Source organism: Bradyrhizobium sp. CCGUVB23, assembly GCF_024199885.1.
In the GTDB taxonomy this organism is placed as follows: Bacteria; Pseudomonadota; Alphaproteobacteria; order Rhizobiales; family Xanthobacteraceae; genus Bradyrhizobium.
This window is the reverse complement of the sequence record NZ_JANADQ010000003.1, coordinates 191,936-209,489: the sequence shown is the minus strand read 5'-3', so window position 1 is coordinate 209,489 and position 17,554 is coordinate 191,936. Positions and strand designations below refer to the sequence as shown.

Sequence of the window (17,554 nt, the reverse complement as noted above, 5' to 3'; positions counted from 1 at the left end):
TTTATGCGGCGTAGGCGAGCGCGTTCTCCATCCGGCGCCAGATAGGGCGCGGAATTTCTATACTGTTCCGGCGCGGCCGGGACATGAAAGAAATCTGATGAGCCCATATTTGGCGTCGGACGGCGGCGATCGCATCGCTAAAGGTCAGGGTGGCTTTGAGATACCAAGCTGCGGTTCTGGGCTTCAGCTTTCGTGCCTTGGCGAGGTCGTGGGTCCATAGCGTGACGATGGAGTAGAGGCCGAGCAAGATCGGGGTAGTGCGCAGAATGGCTTTGTCCGACCATTGGCGCTGGGTCTCGACACCGAGGTGAGCGCGAACTTCCTCGAAGGTGACTTCGACCTGCCAGCGAGTGACGAACCAGGCGAGGATGTCGCGGGGAAGAGCGGTGAGATCGGTCGCCAGGAAGGCCTGCGGGTCGAACTCGCCGGTTGGGTCGCGGACGAGAAGCCAGCGGATCGGTACCGGCGGAACGCCGCCGCGATACCACAGCGCGGTGCCGGTTGCGATCTCGACAATGCGATTGGTTCGGCCGTACCAGAGACTGACCCGGTAGCGCGTCCAGGACACGTTGCGATCCTTGAGGATGGCAGAGAGTTTTTTGTGGGGCTTGCCTCGAATTGGAGGGCGGCCACGAGCTTTGCGCTTTGGTCGGGGAAATTCGAACAGGTTGGCATCGAGGCGCAGGCGGGTGACGACGCAGACGTGCTTGCGGACTGCGGCAAGGAATTCGATGGCCGCAAAGGCGCTGTCGGCGACCAGTACGATATATCGATCGGGCAACCAGCGGCGGATTTGCCGGGCGGCCTGGCGGGCCCAATCGAGCAGCGTCTTGGGCGAGCGCGATTTGCCGTCATAGAAGCGTTTGGAGGGGGCGAGCAGCGTGAGGAAAGGCAGCGCCATGACGCGATCGGCCCACGGCACGCGCACCAGCAACATGGCAGAAAGCCAGCGCAGGCCGCTGGCTTTGACGAAGTGCCCCTTGGAGGAGCGCACCGGATCGCGATAGATGCCGCGGGCGCTGATCTTGGGCCCCCAGCGCCGCTCAATGGTGTCATCGAGCCCGATCACCACCGCCTCGCCGGCCGGCACGAAGACCTTGATCAGCAGGAGCAGCAGGTGGCCTGCCGCGGCCCGCGACGACCACGCCACTCGGTTGAGGACGCGATGGAAAGTACAGAAATCGCGATCGCGCTCCCGCCCTAAGATGCGCAGCGCCGCCGTGACAGTGCGCCGGCCGGGCGCCAGGATAACGCCGGCGAGCAGCGTCAGAACATTCAGCCAAGTGGGGCGTGTGAACAGATCGGTGAAGACGGCAAGCCGGGCCACAAAACGCGGCGGCAGCGGATCGCAAGAGCGGGGGAGAAGGCGGGCATGTTGCATCCCATCGGTAGAATCGGCACGATGAATCGCAGCAACCTCGTCCAGCTGCGACAAATTGAGTCGGCAAACCGATTCATCCTGGCCCGCGCGGCACCCATCGAGCACATTGAGCGCTATGGCAAAATCCGACCCAACGCTTGCCCAGATTGCTGCTCAGTTCACGCATCACGACATAGAAAAGAGCAGTGGCGGTTATTTAGTTATCAACCGTCGGACTTCAAATCCGGTCGCACGGCTGCGCCCCATTCCAGATACCGATCGCTTCGAGCTCTTCTACTGGTCGAACGTGAAGGGGCGCTGGACGACCTTTGGCAATATGGGGCGCATGAAACTCATGCTCACGAGCGCTCATGAAATCGTCGAGAACGATCCGATGTTCAGGGTTCCGCGTACAAGATGAACAAGTGTAAAATTGGCCAAAGTCAAGCTTAGAGTCCGGGAATTGGCCACTGCCGAGTTCGCGACGCTGCGTCTTCGTCTCTTGAAAATCGCAGCCCGGGTCGTCGAAACCGCGAGCCGCATTCGCCTTGCGTTCGCCGCGGCATGCCCCGAAGCCGACCTCTTCCGCAGCTTGCCCGGCGCGCTGCTCCCGCTCGGCCCGTAACCGACCGGGCCTGCGCCCGCTCACCCGCCCCACTCCTCCAACGCGTACAAAACAGCTTGATGTAGAACCCGGTGACAAAAGGCCGGACGGTCACCCACGCCAGCCGCCAGCCCCCGTCAGACGTCAAGAACGACCGTGCTCTCGTGAATAGATCGGGCTAAATACGCCAAGAATTGTGTCCTGGTCGATAATTCGACGAGAGCTCACACAGACGTAGAGGTTCTCGTTGCCGTGTTGTCGCAAGAGGTAAACCGCCATGGCAGGTGGTGTTGTCGCCGGCGCATGCGGCTGCGGCGTCGCGATCCTGTTGATGCCCCCAGCACAATGCTCTCTCAGGTCCCCGAAACACTGCCCAAAGGAAGCTTTTCGCTGGGAGCAAACGCTTTGCGGCTCGGAAGGCGCTTTGGGGGGCCACATATGGGCGCTGCTCGAGCAGGATGGCGCCGATGAAATGCAAACCGTCGCTCGCAGCAACGAGTGCCGGCCGCTTAAACTCTAACCCCTGAGGAGCCAGCCCCTCCTTTCGCGAGCCGCCTAATTAGCCTCAAATCATTTGACGACGGAGAACGGTTACGCCGCTTGTGCGGCGCCAGCAACCGGTCGGCTCTCTGTTGAGATGTTTCGTTGTCGTGCAACACCTCGAGGCTGCAGACGCGAGCGATCGCCACGGCGCGGCGCGAGATTCGCTGATGATTCATGGATTTTGCTTTTAGCTCTGATACCGGTAGCGGACTGGCTGCCGGGGTTCAGAAACCGCAATCGCGAACGGCCAATGTGCTCTTGGGGGGCGTGCCCCTTGGACATGGGCGCACCGTCTCACCGAACGGGGCTGTTAGAACGCTGGCCCATTGATGGCCACTGATGCCATCTTGCTCGGGTTTCCTTGGGTTTCTGAGGCCCAACCCTAAGGTTGCATACAACCCAGGCGTTTGCAACGGTCATTTTCTACTCGAAGCGCGACGAAACCGCGCGCTCTCGTAAACGGTTGCAAGGCTCGACGCTGACGGAAGACACGTTGGTCGATGAGGAATAGTTCGTGATCCCTTGGGTTTTCGTGCCCACGGTTGCGCTCGGCCTTACAAACCCGAATTGCTCAAGCTCCTCCCGAAAGCGCGGACAACGAACCTGCAAACCGTGCTGCCGTGGCTCTAAGAGCTGGCTCCGCAAATTCGGACAGTAGCTTGAGTGGATTTTCTGCCTGACAGCGGCGAGGATTCTTGCCGCGAATCAGGAGCGAAGATGACGAAGAGGAGTCGCCGGACGCATTCTCCGGCATTCAAGGCGAGGGTGGCTTTGGCGGCCGTGAGGGGGAGAAGACGCTGGCCGAGCTGGCGCAACAGTTTGATGTTCATCCGAACCAGATCACGACCTGGAAGAACCAGCTTCTGGAAGGCGCCGCCGGCGTGTTTGGGCAGGACAAGGGATTGGTCGAGGCGCCGGTCGATTTGGAGGCGCTTCATGCCAAGATCGGCGAGCTTGCGTTGGAGAACCTTGGCGAGGAACATCTCGGGGATCTCGAGGCGAGGGTGATCGCACATGTGCTTGAGCGGGGGCCCCGCGGTGCTCGCGACCGGATCGGCGGCTCCCATTCGGTCAGCTCTACGTCAGGCAAGACCGCTATAGGTGGCCGAGCCGGCATGAGTTTCGAATTCGTGAGGGTAGGCAGTCCAGCCCCTCTGCATCGGAGTTGAATCATGAGGCGCATTGACGAGCGTGGGAACTCGCTCGGTTCGGAACGCGCCAACGAAGATGGGGGCGCCGACGGTTCTCGCGCAGGAGCCGTGCGTGCCCCCGGCGAAGAGACCCGATCATTCGATTCTGCTGTGGAGCGGATTCGCTCTGAGCCTCAGGATTCAGGCGCTTCCGCATTGCGTATCGCGCAACCCGCCAGCGGTGCGGACCGGTCTGCCGGTCCCCCCATCGGCGCGCATCGTATCCTTGGCGCTGCGCTGCAGGGCGCAATGGGTGGAAGCCGTCGTCGTTTCCGCTCCTTGCCGGAATCCAGTTCGTCGCGTTCTGATGAGGAGCGCTGGCGCGACGATCCGGCGGCTGGAAGCGCGCAAACAAGCGCGCGCCCGCAGCACACGCAATCCGTCCCCAATCGGCGTGGCGGACCAGAAGGAGGGCGCGTGCACGATGTGCCATCGCGGGTCGTCCAGGGTTCAGGCTCGCAGCGACCCTGTCGACCTGACAGTGGCGCACCACGCGGCGAGGCGGACTCCTTGCCCTCGGATGGCGAGCCGTGGCGCGCCGATCGAACGGCCGAAAGCTCGCAAAGAGCGGCGCTTCCGCCGGATACGCAATCCGTGCCCGAGCGAAGTGGCTGGCTAGGAAGGTGGCGCATGGGCGATGTGCCTGCGCGGCCGATCCAGGGTGAACGCCCGGAACGGCCACATCGATCTTACAGTGGCGCAGTAAGTCGCGATGCAAGCCTGTTGCATTCGGATGGCGGTCGGTGGCGCCCAGATCAAGCTGCCGAAAGCTTGCAACCAGCTGCGCTGCCGGCGCATCGCCAATCCGTCTCCAGCTTAAGCAACATACCAGAAAGGCCGCATGTCGACAATGCGACTGCGCAGAACGTCCAAGGTGCAATATCGGATAGCTATTTGAGACGTCCAGATAAACTCAATGCTGCGCTTGGAGAAATCGCCAGAGCTCGCAACATCGGTACTTTCTCACGTAGAGTGGTGCATCACAACAAGCAGCTGAAGGGGGAGGACCTTTCAGAATTTCTGCAAAACGCAGCTGGCCATTTTGATGCTCGGTTTGTGGCGCAGTTGGAAGACAATATCCGATCGTCATGGGGGTACGCCACGACTTGCAACGCGGTGAGCCGGGACGCCGGAGGTCAGGCCGGAATAAGAGCTTGTCGAGCCCTAGCGGCTCAGGTATCGCGGCTTGACAAGGCGCATTTGAAGCAAGTCGACCCTCGGGCCTTTTCCCTTTTCGCATCATCGTTCGGTCGGCATCCCCAGGCAACGGAATGCCGCGACGGAACGGTCAAGATCGCAGAATTTTGTCGCGAAAGTGGGATATTTCAGGGAGCCGAGAGTCAAGGTCTGGCATTATTGGTGAACGGCTTCAGCAAGTGGCCGGAAGAGGCGACCTGTCGCGACGCCACAATCGCAATCGCGAGTGCGATCCCCCGCCCAGAGCTCTTCGAGTTCAAGCCACAGGAGCTGGCGAACCTGGTGAACGGCTTCAGCAAGAGGCCGGAAGCGGCGACGTGTGGCGAGGCCACCATCGCAATCGCCGGTGAGATCCTTTGCCGCGAACTCTCCGATTTTACTCAGCAGGATCTGGCGAGCCTGGTAAACGGCTTCAGCAAGTGGCCGGAAGCGGCGACCTGTCGCGAGGCGGCAGTCGCCATCGCGAGTGAGATCCCTTGCCGTGAGCCCTCCAACTTAACACCGCAGCAGATGGCGAACCTGGTGAACGGCTTCAGCAAGTGGCCGGAAGCGCCGGACTGTCGAGAGGCCATAGTCGCAATCGCGAGTGCGATCCCCCGCCCCGAGCTCTTCGAGTTCAAGCCACAGGAGCTGGCGAACCTGGTGAACGGCTTCAGCAAGTGGCCGGAAGCTGCGACCTGTCGCGAGGCCACCGTCGCGATCGCAGGTGCGATCCCTCGCCACGTCTCCGATTTTACACCACAGCAGCTCGCAAACTTGGTGAACGGCTTCAGCAAGTGGCCGCAAGCGGCAGACTGTGGCAAGGCCACCGTCGCCATCGCGGATGAGATCTGTCGTCGTCAGCTCTCCGATTTTACACCGCAGCACTTGGCGAACCTGGTGAACGGCTTCAGCAAGTGGCCGGAAGCGGTGGCCTGTCGCGATGTCACAGTCGCAATCGCCGGTGCGATCCGTTGGCGCCGGCTCTCCGAGTTCAAGGCGCTGGAGCTGGCGCAGTTCAAGCCACAGGAGCTGGCGAACCTGGTAAACGGTTTCAGCAAGTGGCCGGCAGCGGCGACCTGTCGCGAGGCCGCGATCGCCATCGCCGGTGAGGTACGTCGTCGCCCGCTCTGCGATTTTACTCCGCAGCACCTGGCAAGCCTGGTCAATGGTTTCAGCAAATGGCCGGAAGCGGCGGACTGTGGTGAGGCCACGGTCGCCATCGCCGGTGAGATCAGTCGCCGCGAGCTCTCCGATTTTAAACCACGGCACGTGGCGAACCTGGTGAACGGCTTCAGCAAGTGGCCGGACGAGGCTGATTGTCGCAAGGCCATCGTCGCCATCGCCAGCGAGGTGCCTCTCCACCAGCTCTCCGATTTCAATCCGCAGGAACTGGCGAACCTCGTGAACGGCATTAGCAGGTGGCCCGACGAGGCGGCATGCCACCAGGCAGTAATAGACATCGCGCGCAATCTCGGTACGAGAGGCCGGCGCTTCGGTGTTTTCACAACGCCTCAGCTCAGCCTGATTGCCAATGCCCTCGGGCGAACTGTCATGAGGGCGGAGGACACTGGACAGATCACACAGACCGCTCTGCTGAACGGTCGGCTCCATCAGCTGGCGCACCACCTTCAATATGCCACGGATCGCCTGGAGCAGGCCAATGCTCTGAGCATCGCGACCATTTTCAAGGTGCTGGGTAAGGCCAGGCTATTCGACGAACTCGGTTCGCTCGCGCCCACAGGCCTGGGTCGGCTAGAGGAGTTGCGTCGTCACCCTGGTTTCATCGCGGAGAACGACCTCGAAACTCTAGGCAATCTGTGCGTAGCTCTGCTGCCGCTGGCCCGCAGCTCGCAGAAGCCGCTGCGCTGGCACCGCAGACAGGCTCTAGGCTTGCTGAACGATCTGCAATCGGTCGTGGAGCAGAAGATCGCGGCGCATCTCATCGCGAGCGATGCGGAGCGGACCCGTGGGCCGTTCGCGACCCGCCGTCCCGCGCTGTCGATCTATCAGGTGCTCAAGGCGCGTGCGGTCCTGGAGACTCTGTACCGACGGCCGCATGTCGAGGGCAAGAGGTCCGATTTGGGGATAAGGCAGCAAGAGCTGCGGTGCGGGACCAGGGAGATCCTGGCCGGCGCACGCGACCTCATCCAAAGCGATCTTTCCAAGATGAGCTGGAATCTGATCGCGCAGATCGAGGCGGAAAGCCCGGTCGATGTGCTGGACCCCTTCATGGCCGAGGAGGCGCCGAGGATCCAGGCGCAACATTCTGCGGCAGTGTTCGATGTCCATCAGGTGTTGCGAACCATGGATCACGAGCCGAGGCCGCCGCAGGGGGAGGCGGGACTGATGCGGTTGCCGGTGGTGGATGTCCAGGGACGGCAAATGGCCACGGAGCCCGAGACAAGGTATTCGATTTTTCATCGCCTGACGTCGGGGACGCTGCCGGTGGTCGCGGTGCAGCTGCCGGCAAGGCCGAGCGCCTTCATGCTGTCACGCACGGTCACCGTCGAAGGGGTGCCATACCGTATGGACCTGTTCGGCGGCAGCAAGTTGAAACCACCAAAACCGACCGTCTCGCAGATCGCCGCCCGCGCGCCAGGCGAGCAGCCCGCGGCGTCTTCCGGAGGCAAGCTGCTGGCCATTCCCTATGCCGACACCGCACCCGGCACGGCGTTCGAGCAGCTGTCACGCGCCTGGGCGCCCTTCGAAGAGGCCTATTATTACACTCAGCGCAGGGGGTTTGCAGCGCCACCGGCGATCAAAGATCTAGGGCCTCACGACTACGCGCTGGAGGGTACCTTCAAACTGTTGTTGCTGCCGGACCGCCCTGCCACCGAGGAGCATCCCTTCAAGCTGACTGGGCCGCAAGGCCCGATTGCCCTGCGCCCTCATGACGGTTGCGGCTTCATCAAGGCCTCGCTGGCCGAGCGCATGCCAGCGGTCCGCCGGGCCGGCCACCACGAAGGTCCCGACCGGATGCATGCCTTTGGTGAAGGAAGGCGATCGTCGCTGCCCGCCTCGGCGCTACAGCATTATCCGCGCAGCGCGCAGGTGGCGGATGAGGCGCACGAGAAGGCCATGAATTGGCTCGAGCGCAGGCAAGAGGAAAAGCTGACGTCTGAAGAGCTGTTTCGCACCGTGACAGCCGGACACATCGACGGTCCCGGCGCAGTCGCCGTACCGTCCGATGATGGCTGCCTCCATGTGCCGACGCTCAAGAGCGACACCTTGACGGGAACGAGTGGCGTGCTGCTCGGGCGGTCCCCCTATGACAAGCCCAACCTGCGCCCGTTCGAAGCCGAGCGAGTGAGGTCGGCGGTTGATGGCGACTCGACTGCCGCGTTCCTGGATCAGTGCGTGGCCATGCAATACAGTTTTAACGTCGCCCAAAAGTCAGCCGAGCACTTGTCAGCTGACGATCCGACGTTTTTTGCCAAAGGCATTCTGATCGTGGTGCCGGACGAGATGTGGCCGGCCAACCACGCCGGCCACGGCCTGGTCATGTCTGCCGAGGACGTCAAGTCCCATTCGAGTTGGACCAAGCGCAAGGACCGCGTAGCGGAGGACACGCCGGTCGACTGCGTCGGCATCCTCCAGGCGACCGAGCTGTTCGCCCCGGGCTCGTTGGTGGCCATTCCGATCGATGAGCAGAACAAGCTTGACGGTGACTTCGACGGGGACACGGCCATTGTCATCGCCGACCGGCCGCAGCTTTACGAGCATGTCCGGCAGTTCGATCAGGCCGAGCAAGCGCGCGGACTTCGCTCGCTCAAGCCGCCAAAGTCGCATACCCCGGCAATTGAGGGCGAGCTCTACCACTTCGGTCGTGCCAGCCAGATCCTCGCTGCCACGCAGGACGTTCTGGAAACGTATAGCTGCCTGCAGCGAGACTTTCTGGCTCAATCGCATGATGCCCGATGCTGGTTTGCCGAACGTGCCGTGTTTGGGACTTTCGAGGGCATTCATCACAAGCTCAAGCGGGATATCCGGGACCTGTTGAACCAGGACCAGGTGCGCGGCCAGGATATCCAGGACAGGCTCGAGCGGGCGAGGGACGAGATCGAGGCTGCAGACCATCCGGTCGCCGGCGAAGTCGCCGAGCTGCTCATGTCCGATCTCGAGGCGTGGGCCGCTAGCGCGGATAAGCAGGTCCTGCCCGAGGGAGTTGACAGCGGGAGCGACGCAATCCCAACGCTGAGCCCAGCGCTCTCCGAGCTTTTCCCGGAGCTGGCGGCGACCTATCCGGCAACGCCTGACCCACGCCATAGAGTCCAGGCCTTGCTCGACCATTATCCTGCGCGCATCGATCCCCGCCCGGATGGTTACAACGCGGACGACCTCCTGCAAAGCGCAACCAACCTCCTGAGCCTCGGCATCAAAGTCGGGACCGACGCCTATAAATCAGACACGGGCGCTCGCATCTTCATGAAGAAGGGCCAAACGCTTCAGCGGCTCCTGCAGCGGACGCCAAGTCTGCAGTCCGTGCCCTACAGCAAGGGACTGGCGGCGACCCTCAACCAGGGCAGGTTCGATGCCGATGCGACCTTGGAGGATCTGAAGGACAATCCCACGCTGGCGGCTTCCATCATGGAAGCCTCGATCAAGCTTGCGGTGGAGAAGCGGATTCTGCCCGGCCCCTTTGATCGACAGCCGGTCGCCGGGAATTCCGCCATGACGGTCACGCTGACCAGCGACGAGGCGGCAGAGCGCGGCCACACGGAAACTGCCCGCGCTAAGGCCGAAGAGGGGGAAATCACCAGAACGGCGATGTGGGTCGCCGAAACCCTTAGGCAGGCGGGCATTCGGGTGAATATGCCCCATTACGGTCGCAGGTTAAAATCAAAACACTCCATCTCAGACCAGCTCACCGGCACGAGCGTCCCATCCGGCGCCGCCGCACAGCTGATCAGCAACGCCGTCCGCCATGTCTTCGAAGTCCCTGAGATGGATTTTACCCGCGCCTTCAAGACGGCCATGCTGGCGTTCGAGGAGCGGGGCTACGCCGAGGTCAGCACGACCAACTGGTTCAGGATGCGCAATCCGAGCTTCGTCGGCATCAAAACCGTGCTCGCCACCCCGGAGGATTACCGCTTCGAGGTAGAGTTCCACACGCCAGACAGCTACCAGGCCAAGATTGACAATCACGATACCTACAAGCAGCTGGAGAAGCTTCGCAAGCAAGCGAGCGGCGATGCTCTGGAGCAAGGTAAGGCGGAGGAGCTCACTCAGAGCGTGCGAGCCGTCTGCAAGGAGGTCGCCATCCCCGATGGCGCCAGGAACATCCCCCACTGGGGCGGTGAAGCGGGTCTCAGAGGCGGCACCAGCGCAGCCTTTGGCCTGCGTGCTGCCGAACAACAAAGAAGGCCAGAGAGGTCGACTATTGCAAAAGAGATTGTCGCAGCTCTCGGTGCGCGGCCCATCGTGCTCGTCGGCCTGCCCGCCGCTGGCAAATCCACCATCGGCCGGTATCTCGCAAGACGACTGGGGCTGCTCTTTATCGATTCCGACAAACAGATCGAGCAGGCCACCGACATGTCGATATCGAAGATTTTCGATGCCAAGGGCCCGCAGTGGTTCAGGGACAGCGAGGCAAGCGTGATCGCGCAGTGCGTCGAGAAAGGGAACGTGGTCCTGGCAACCGGCGGCGGGGCGTTCGAGCGCGAGGAAACGCGGCGCCTCATCCAGGACAAGGCGGTGTCGATCTGGCTCGACACCAACCGAGACGAAATATGGAAGCGCCTTGCAAAGGACACCAGCCGTCCGTTGCTGCGCATCGACAAGGCGGAGGATAGCGACGTCGCCGAGAGCTCCAACACGTCGGCCATCAAGAAGGTGCGCTTCGAGGAACTCGTCAAGCAGCGCACGCCCCACTATCGCCAAGCCGATCTCACCGTCGTTCCGTGCGAAAAGCGGGACAACAAGAGCGCAGATGCATGCGTGCAGACGCTGCACACCTATCTTTGCGAGCAGGGCGCTCCGGACCGGAAACGCCCGGGAGATCAACTGTGTTTCGGCGTGTTGGGGTGGACGGCCCCCACGGCATCGATTGTGCCAGAATGAGGTCGTTGCAGATCTCAGACAAAGGAGACCGTCCGTGGAACAGATTAGCCGAATCGGCATGGATACGTCGAAGCGTTTTTTCCAACTTCACGGGGTGAACGCCGCCGAGAAGGTGGTTTTGCGCAAGAAGTTGCGGCGCAAGGAGATGGTTGAGTTCTTCGAGAAGCTTGCGCCGACGGTGATCGGGATCGAAGCCTGCAGCGCCTCCCACCATTGGGCGCGGCTTTTGCGGTCGTTCGGCCATGAGGTGAAGCTGATCGCGGCTCAACTGGTCAAACCGTATGTAAAGCGCAGCAAGAACGATACGGCTGACGCCGAGGCGCTTTGCGAGGCGATGAGCCGGCCAACGATGCGTTTTGTGCCGGTAAAAACTGCCGAGCAACAGGCGGCCCTGATGCTGGTCAGCCTGCGCGATCGGCTCATCCGCAATCGCACGCAATTGTCGAATGCCATCCGCGGCTATGCCGCCGAGTTTGGCTTTACCGCCGCCAAAGGGATGGTGCACCTCGATCCGCTGTTCGAACACATTCAAGCGGATGAGAGCGTGCCCGACCTGGCTCGCGAGCTGTTCGCGGCCCAGGCTGAAGAATATGCTCAGTTGCAGGCGCAAATCGCCGAAGTCGCCGCCAAGCTCATGGCTTGGCACAAGGCTGATGAATGCAGCCGACGTCTCGCCAAGATCCCTGGCGTCGGTCCGATCGGCGCGGCGCTGTTGATGATGAAGACCCCGGCGCCTGAGCTATTCCGGTCAGGGCGCCAGTTTGCGGCCTGGATCGGATTGACGCCGAAGGATCATTCTACGGCCGGCAAGGTCAGGCTCGGCGCCATCACCCGGGCCGGCGATGAAGCTTTGCGCGCCGTGCTGGTGTCGGGGGCCACCGCCGTGATCAGGCATGCTGTTCGCTGCGGAGGACGCGCCTCGCCCTGGCTCCTCGACCTTCTCAAGCGCAAGCCGCCGAAGCTGGCCGCCGTAGCGTTAGCCAATAAGATGGCCCGTATCGCTTGGAAACTGATGGTCACGGGCGAAAACTACGCCATGACATCCGCGCGCGTCGCTCCGGCGGGCGCGGCATAGAGATCAGCCAGGCACGGGGAGCAACTTAACTGCAACCGTGCTGAGCCGATGCCGGAACTTGCAAGGTGACAAGCAGATGGTGTGATCGATCGATCCTAGACACGAGATACTCCGTGGACCCCACTGACCCCGCAAAGGTCGCCGGCGTGTTTGGAACTCGCGTCGCGGAAACCATCTTGGCCAGCGTTCATCTGCGAGCGCGACAACAGGCTGATGGAGTGGATGCCCCTCCCGCCGGCATCGCAATGTGCCAATGAGGATATTCGCAATCATCAAGGAAGAAGACATCCATGGAAAATGTTACCATCATTGGGATTGATCTGGCAAAGCGCACTTTCCAGCTGCACGGGGCAGGCGCCGATGGTTCGGTGATCTTCCGCAAGAAACTATCGCGCGAGCGAGTTTTAGGTTTTCTGGACAGCCAGCCGAAGTGTCTGGTGGCGATGGAAAGTTGCGCTACCTCGCACTACTGGGGCCGTGAGATTGCTAAGCTTGGACATGAGGTGAGGCTCATTCCGCCCATCTATGTGAAGCCGTTTGTCAAAAGACAGAAGAACGATGCTGCCGATGCTGAGGCGATCGTTGAAGCCGCCTCGCGCCCAACGATGCATTTCGTCGCCGTGAAAACTGAAGCTCAGCAGGCTCAGAGCATGGTGTTCCGAACGCGAGATATTCTCGTCGGCCAGCGGACGCAGATGATCAATGCGTTAAGAGGCCACCTAGCCGAATATGGTGTGATTGCGCCCCAAGGCACAGTTCATGTGCATCGGCTCGAGCAGGTTATTGAGGATCCAAAGTTCGGCTTACCTGAACAGGTGCGAGACTTGAGCCGGCTGTATTTGGATCAAATTACGATGTACGACGACAAGATCAAAGCGTTGGAAAAGATCATCCGCGAGCGTGCCAAGCAGGATGAAGATGTCACGCGACTAATGACCATACCGGGAATTGGAGTGATCACCGCCATGGCGATTCAGGCTTTCGCACCACCGATGGAGGTCTTCAGGAATGGCCGTGACTTTGCCGCGTGGCTTGGGATCGTACCTCGGCAAAAATCTACTGGCGGCAAGCCGAAGCTCGGAAAAACATCAAAGATGGGCCAGCGCGATATCCGCCGCCTCTTGATCCTTGGCGCAACATCGGTCGTTAATTGGGCTGGACGAACGGGCGTGCCAAAGGGTCCGTGGCTTACCCGGATGCTGGTATGCAAACCGCGCATTCTGGTTGCAACTGCGCTGGCCAATAAGATGGCGCGGATAGTCTGGGCCCTAATGACCAAAAAAGAGAATTACCGCGATCCGGCAGCAGCGGTGGCTTGAGACGCGCCATCCGCCGATAGCGTCGGAATGTGAGAAGGGCAGAAGGACGGGTAAGGGAACACGGTCTTAGAGACGGGATTTGGATAACCAGAATATGTCCAGGAGCTTTGAGCTCGCCAGGCCGATTTGGACCTAATCCGCGTATCGCCATACAGGCCCGCGGCGTGCGAATGCCGCAACTTATGAGGCCGGACACACGACCGCACCTGATCGCATGTTCTCAAGTTCGTCGATAAAAACTTCTTGCATTCCCGGGGGCATCCACACACGGACATATGGACGCAAGCGATCTGATCAAAACAATGCAAAAAGACCCTTGCGAGGAGAGGGCCGTCCACATATGGGGTCTCGACCATGATCGGCGTAGGGGCCCCGTCATCTCAAATCAATGAAATCAACAGCCTGACAGGGTCTCGACGACGCCGATGGGGGTCAATGTTCGATCAGCATTCACAATCTCGACGATCTGCGGCTTCCGAGAGATGGATTAGGCGGGCTCGACCTTCGGATCTGCGCCAACTTCAAACGTGAAGCGGAGAGTTCGATCTTTCCGGACATTGCCCACAACTGCGGGGCGGAAGCACGCAATGCAGGTGCCGCCTTCATGGCGAACGCTCGGGTATACGAGTCCCAGGGAGTTTTCGCTAAGCAGCTGCTGCGATAGGCGCTGAGACTCGATGTAGCTTTCGGGATCGAGGCAAGCGGCGAACGCGGCGGCTCCCCGCAGATCGTGAAAACTGCCGGTGAAATCGGCCAGATAATCGTCGTAGGTCACTAACACAGGCTTCGTCCAAGAGACCTCGGCAAGCTCGACCCGCTTGTGAAAGCCGACTTCCGCGATCGATGTTTCGATCTCGAAGCCACCATACCAGGCACCTCGGTCGGGGCCGTTGAAACGGCTGCCATGAGGATGAGCATGACAGAAGGCCGCATTGATGATGCGGTAGTAAGGAACACCGAAGACAAGCTCGCCAAGCCCGATGCCCGGCAAGCGATCATTCTCGGCCAAGAGGCGATCGTTCGTCGCGTGATCGAGATCGAAAATATCCTTGAGGTGCGCATCGTCGTCAGCAATGCGCGTGAGCACGCTGTCGTTGTTGTCGCTGTATTTCGACGGGATCAGTCGATGCGTGTCGAATTGACGGACGAGCGAAACCGGCGGGGAGACCGTCAATGTCCACCCCGCCGTGAGTCGACCAACCGTCTAACAGTCCACATCGCGGCCAGTCCGCCCTGGATCATGTACGACAAGGGCGTTCCGCCACTGAAGAGACGGTTATTGTTCGGCAGCGTCACCCAGGCATCGGCCAGATCTTCTGGGTAGAGGATATTGAGGCTCTTGAAGATGCCGATGAGCAGCGAGATCCGTGCGAGCCGATCCGTATCAAGAACCCGGTCCGGGTTTTTCTTCATCTCGTAGAACACGCCGTTCGAAACGCCGCCCAACAGATCGCGAGCGTCCGCGTCCTTGATCGCCCACTTCTCCATGATGTTGAAGAAGGCTTTGATGGCGGACGGGCTCAAACGCTCCCGCTCCGTCTGATCGTTCAAGTTGATCAGCGGCGAAGGCTCGTAACCGGCCTTTGGGTAGGCGAGCTGGGCTTGCATGACATCCTCCGAATTAGGAGTGAATATACTCCAAAAACGGAGAATTGCAAGGGCCCATCGCGAGTAGATCGCCCGTCGCCAGAAACGTCTCGGCGGCACAGGAAAAGTCAATTTAATCAGTAGCTTGCGCCTGATTTCCCGGTGGAGCGCGAACTTCTCTGCCTCCCGGTCACGCGGGATGCCCGACCCACACCCTTCACACTGATAAAGGAGACCCTGTGTTTCGCCGTGAGGTCTCGACCATGATCGGCGTAGGGGTCCCGTCATCTCAAATCAATGAAATCAACGGCCTGAAAGGGTCTCGACGACGCCGATGGGGGGGGGCAATGTTCGATCAGCATTCACAGATAAGCAGGGCAGTCTCCCTCGTTTCGACGATAGTTTGGCGAGCTTCTTCGACCTCTTTCCGCAAGGTGGCTTGTTCAGCAGCAATGTCTGCGCGAGCCTGTGCAAGCTGTTTATTCAGTGCATCCACCTGAACCCGCCCCGGCGCCGGCGACCACCAGCAGCCGCAACTTTAGCGTCAATCAACATCCGATCGATTGTCGCCGCGCTCATCGTTGCCAGCAGCGCACGCTCTTCGCTCGTCGGCTTCAGCCGACCATGCCGCTCGAGTGCGGGCAACAGCGCTGGGATCATCGATACGAGGCGCTTGCCGCAGACGCGATCGGAGGCTTCCCACAGCGCGATCAGCGCGTCGCGCACACTGGCGTACTTGCGCCACCGACTGCTCGCAGGCTCGGTTGCGACGGTCGCCTCCTCGCTCAATCGCAATCCGGTCCTGTTCCTTCCGGCTGCCGACAATGCTCGCATCGCGTGCTTGCGATGCCAACCCGTCGTTGCCGTCAACTCATCAAGGATGCGTCCCTTCTCAACTCGCCCTGCCGTACGGTAGCGCTTCGCCACCGCCGCCAACACCTCGCGCCGTGCGCCCATGCTGATCCCGCTCGCCATTGGCGCCACCGACCTGATTCGGTGGCGCGGCCCCAGTCATCGGCGTGGAATCCTTCGGTAACATTCTCGATGAGGCAATGCGCACGGTCCGGATTGGCTTGTACGTAACTTCCTGCATCGGAATACCCCAAAGAATCAAAACCTGGACCGCGCTAACGCGACCATCAGGTTGATGGATAATTCCAGAGCAACATTCCGCTTTCAAGCAGAGTTGTGTGCTTGCGACTTGCTACCTTGGGCGTAGCGGAGACGCCGCCTAAGAGGCCCGAAGCGCTCGCAAGTGCGGATCATTTTGCCGACTCGTAGCTGGCGCAGAGAGCTGGCTCCGGTTGTTTGGACAGCGCCCCGCGGAAATTAAGTGGATTCCTGCCGGGTTACGCTGAACGCGGGGCTCTACGATTTTGTCGTTGCGTCGGGAGGGCGTAGCCCGACCTGAGCGACGACAAAATCGTAAACGACGGTCATGCGGCCATCACCATTGCTTGCGCGCCGAAGTAAGCCTCGTCGGGCGTGCGTCCGTCAAGGCTCGAGTGAGGGCGTCCCTGATTGTAGAACGTCAAATACTTGGTAATCGACGCTCGCGCCGCAGACACGCTGTCGTAGGCACGAAGATACACTTCCTCGTATTTGACCGTCCGCCAGAGCCGCTCGACAAACACGTTGTCGCGCCAGGCGCCCTTGCCGTCCATGCTGATGGCGATCTTAGCGTCCAGCAGCACGCTGGTGAAGTCGAGGCTGGTGAACTGGCTGCCCTGATCCGTGTTGAAAATCTCGGGCCTGCCGTGCTTCACCAATGCCTCCTGGAGCGCTTCGACGCAGAAGGCCGCCTCCATCGTGATCGATACGCGATGGGCCAGGACCCGTCGGCTGAACACATCAACGACCGCCGCGAGGTAGACGAAGCCACGCCGCATCGGAATGTAGGTGATGTCCATCGACCACGCCTGGTCGGGCCGCTCGATCTTCAATCCGCGCAACAGGTACGGGTAGATCTTGTGGCCAGGTGCCGGCTTGCTGGTGTTCGGACGGCGATAGATCGCCTCGATCCCCATCCGCTTCATCAGCGTCGCGACGTGGCGGCGGCCAACCCGCACGCCCTCACGCCGCAACAGCGATCGCAGCATCCGGGCTCCCGCGAAGGGGTAATCGAGGTGCAGCTCATCGAGCCGACGCATCAAGGCAAGGTCCTCGGCCGAAACCGGCCGAGGCTCATAGTAGACCGTGCTGCGGGCGAGGTTCAGGACCTTTGCCTGGCGAACAACAGACAGATCATGATCGCGGTCGATCATCGCTTTGCGCTCAGCAGGCCCGCCTTGGTGAGCGCGCCGGACAAAAAATCGTTCTCCAACGCAAGCTCGCCGATCTTGGCATGTAACGCCTTCAAATCGACCGGTGCCTCGGCCGATCCCTTGTCCTGCCCAAACACGCCGGCGGCGCCTTCCAGAAGCTGGTTCTTCCAGGTCGTGATCTGGTTCGGATGAACATCAAACTGTTGCGCCAGCTCGGCCAGCGTCTTCTCCCCCTCACGGCCGCCAAAGCCACCCTCGCCTTGAATGCCGGAGAATGCGTCCGGCGACTCCTCTTCGTCATCTTCGCTCCTGATTCGCGGCAAGAATCCTCGCCGCTGTCAGGCAGAAAATCCACTCAAGCTACTGTCCGAAT

At 60.9% G+C, this 17,554-nt stretch carries 8 protein-coding genes and 3 pseudogenes; 6 read left to right on the top strand and 5 right to left on the bottom strand.

The window, feature by feature from the left end; genetic code table 11:
- Position 1 precedes the first annotated feature (1 nt).
- Positions 2 to 1,327 carry a transposase gene (locus NLN62_RS51880; protein WP_254114349.1) on the bottom strand — a complete coding sequence of 442 codons (1,326 nt, stop codon included), beginning with the start codon at positions 1,325 to 1,327 and terminating at the stop codon, positions 2 to 4.
- A gap of 169 nt (positions 1,328 to 1,496) precedes the next feature.
- On the opposite strand from NLN62_RS51880, the gene NLN62_RS51875 reads away from it, so the two are divergent.
- From NLN62_RS51875 to NLN62_RS51850, 6 genes and pseudogenes are all read left to right on the top strand, one after another.
- Positions 1,497 to 1,781 (top strand): hypothetical protein, encoded by a 285-nt coding sequence (locus NLN62_RS51875; RefSeq protein ID WP_254113946.1) that lies wholly within the window; start codon positions 1,497 to 1,499, stop codon positions 1,779 to 1,781.
- A 30-nt stretch (positions 1,782 to 1,811) separates the two neighbouring features.
- Positions 1,812 to 1,985, top strand: a pseudogene (locus NLN62_RS51870) (transposase); the annotation flags it as partial.
- Between the two features lie 1,239 nt (positions 1,986 to 3,224).
- A pseudogene (locus NLN62_RS51865) lies at positions 3,225 to 3,475 on the top strand (transposase); the annotation flags it as partial.
- An 852-nt stretch (positions 3,476 to 4,327) separates the two neighbouring features.
- Complete coding sequence (gene xopAD / locus NLN62_RS51860) at positions 4,328 to 10,936, top strand: XopAD/skwp family type III secretion system effector (RefSeq protein WP_371933194.1); 6,609 nt, start codon at positions 4,328 to 4,330, stop codon at positions 10,934 to 10,936.
- 34 nt (positions 10,937 to 10,970) lie between these two features.
- Positions 10,971 to 12,011: an IS110 family transposase gene (locus NLN62_RS51855; protein ID WP_254106570.1), complete on the top strand. Its 1,041-nt coding sequence runs from the start codon at positions 10,971 to 10,973 to the stop codon at positions 12,009 to 12,011.
- A 290-nt stretch (positions 12,012 to 12,301) separates the two neighbouring features.
- A complete protein-coding gene (locus tag NLN62_RS51850) occupies positions 12,302 to 13,330 on the top strand; it encodes an IS110 family transposase (RefSeq protein ID WP_254114347.1) in 1,029 nt (342 codons plus the stop codon).
- A gap of 487 nt (positions 13,331 to 13,817) precedes the next feature.
- On the opposite strand, the gene NLN62_RS51845 is transcribed toward NLN62_RS51850, so the two are convergent.
- The 4 genes and pseudogenes from NLN62_RS51845 to NLN62_RS51830 all read right to left on the bottom strand — a co-directional run bounded on the left by NLN62_RS51845 (position 13,818) and on the right by NLN62_RS51830 (position 17,482).
- Complete coding sequence (locus tag NLN62_RS51845; RefSeq protein ID WP_254114346.1) at positions 13,818 to 14,504, bottom strand: RES family NAD+ phosphorylase; 687 nt, start codon at positions 14,502 to 14,504, stop codon at positions 13,818 to 13,820.
- A complete protein-coding gene (locus tag NLN62_RS51840) occupies positions 14,501 to 14,938 on the bottom strand; it encodes a DUF2384 domain-containing protein (RefSeq protein ID WP_254106404.1) in 438 nt (145 codons plus the stop codon). The genes NLN62_RS51845 and NLN62_RS51840 overlap by 4 nt, the downstream gene beginning before the upstream one ends.
- Positions 14,939 to 15,400: 462 nt before the next feature.
- A complete protein-coding gene (locus tag NLN62_RS51835; protein ID WP_254114345.1) occupies positions 15,401 to 15,892 on the bottom strand; it encodes a hypothetical protein in 492 nt (163 codons plus the stop codon).
- Positions 15,893 to 16,353: 461 nt separating this feature from the next.
- Positions 16,354 to 17,482 (bottom strand): annotated as a pseudogene (locus tag NLN62_RS51830) (IS3 family transposase).
- Between the last annotated feature and the right edge of the window lie 72 nt (positions 17,483 to 17,554).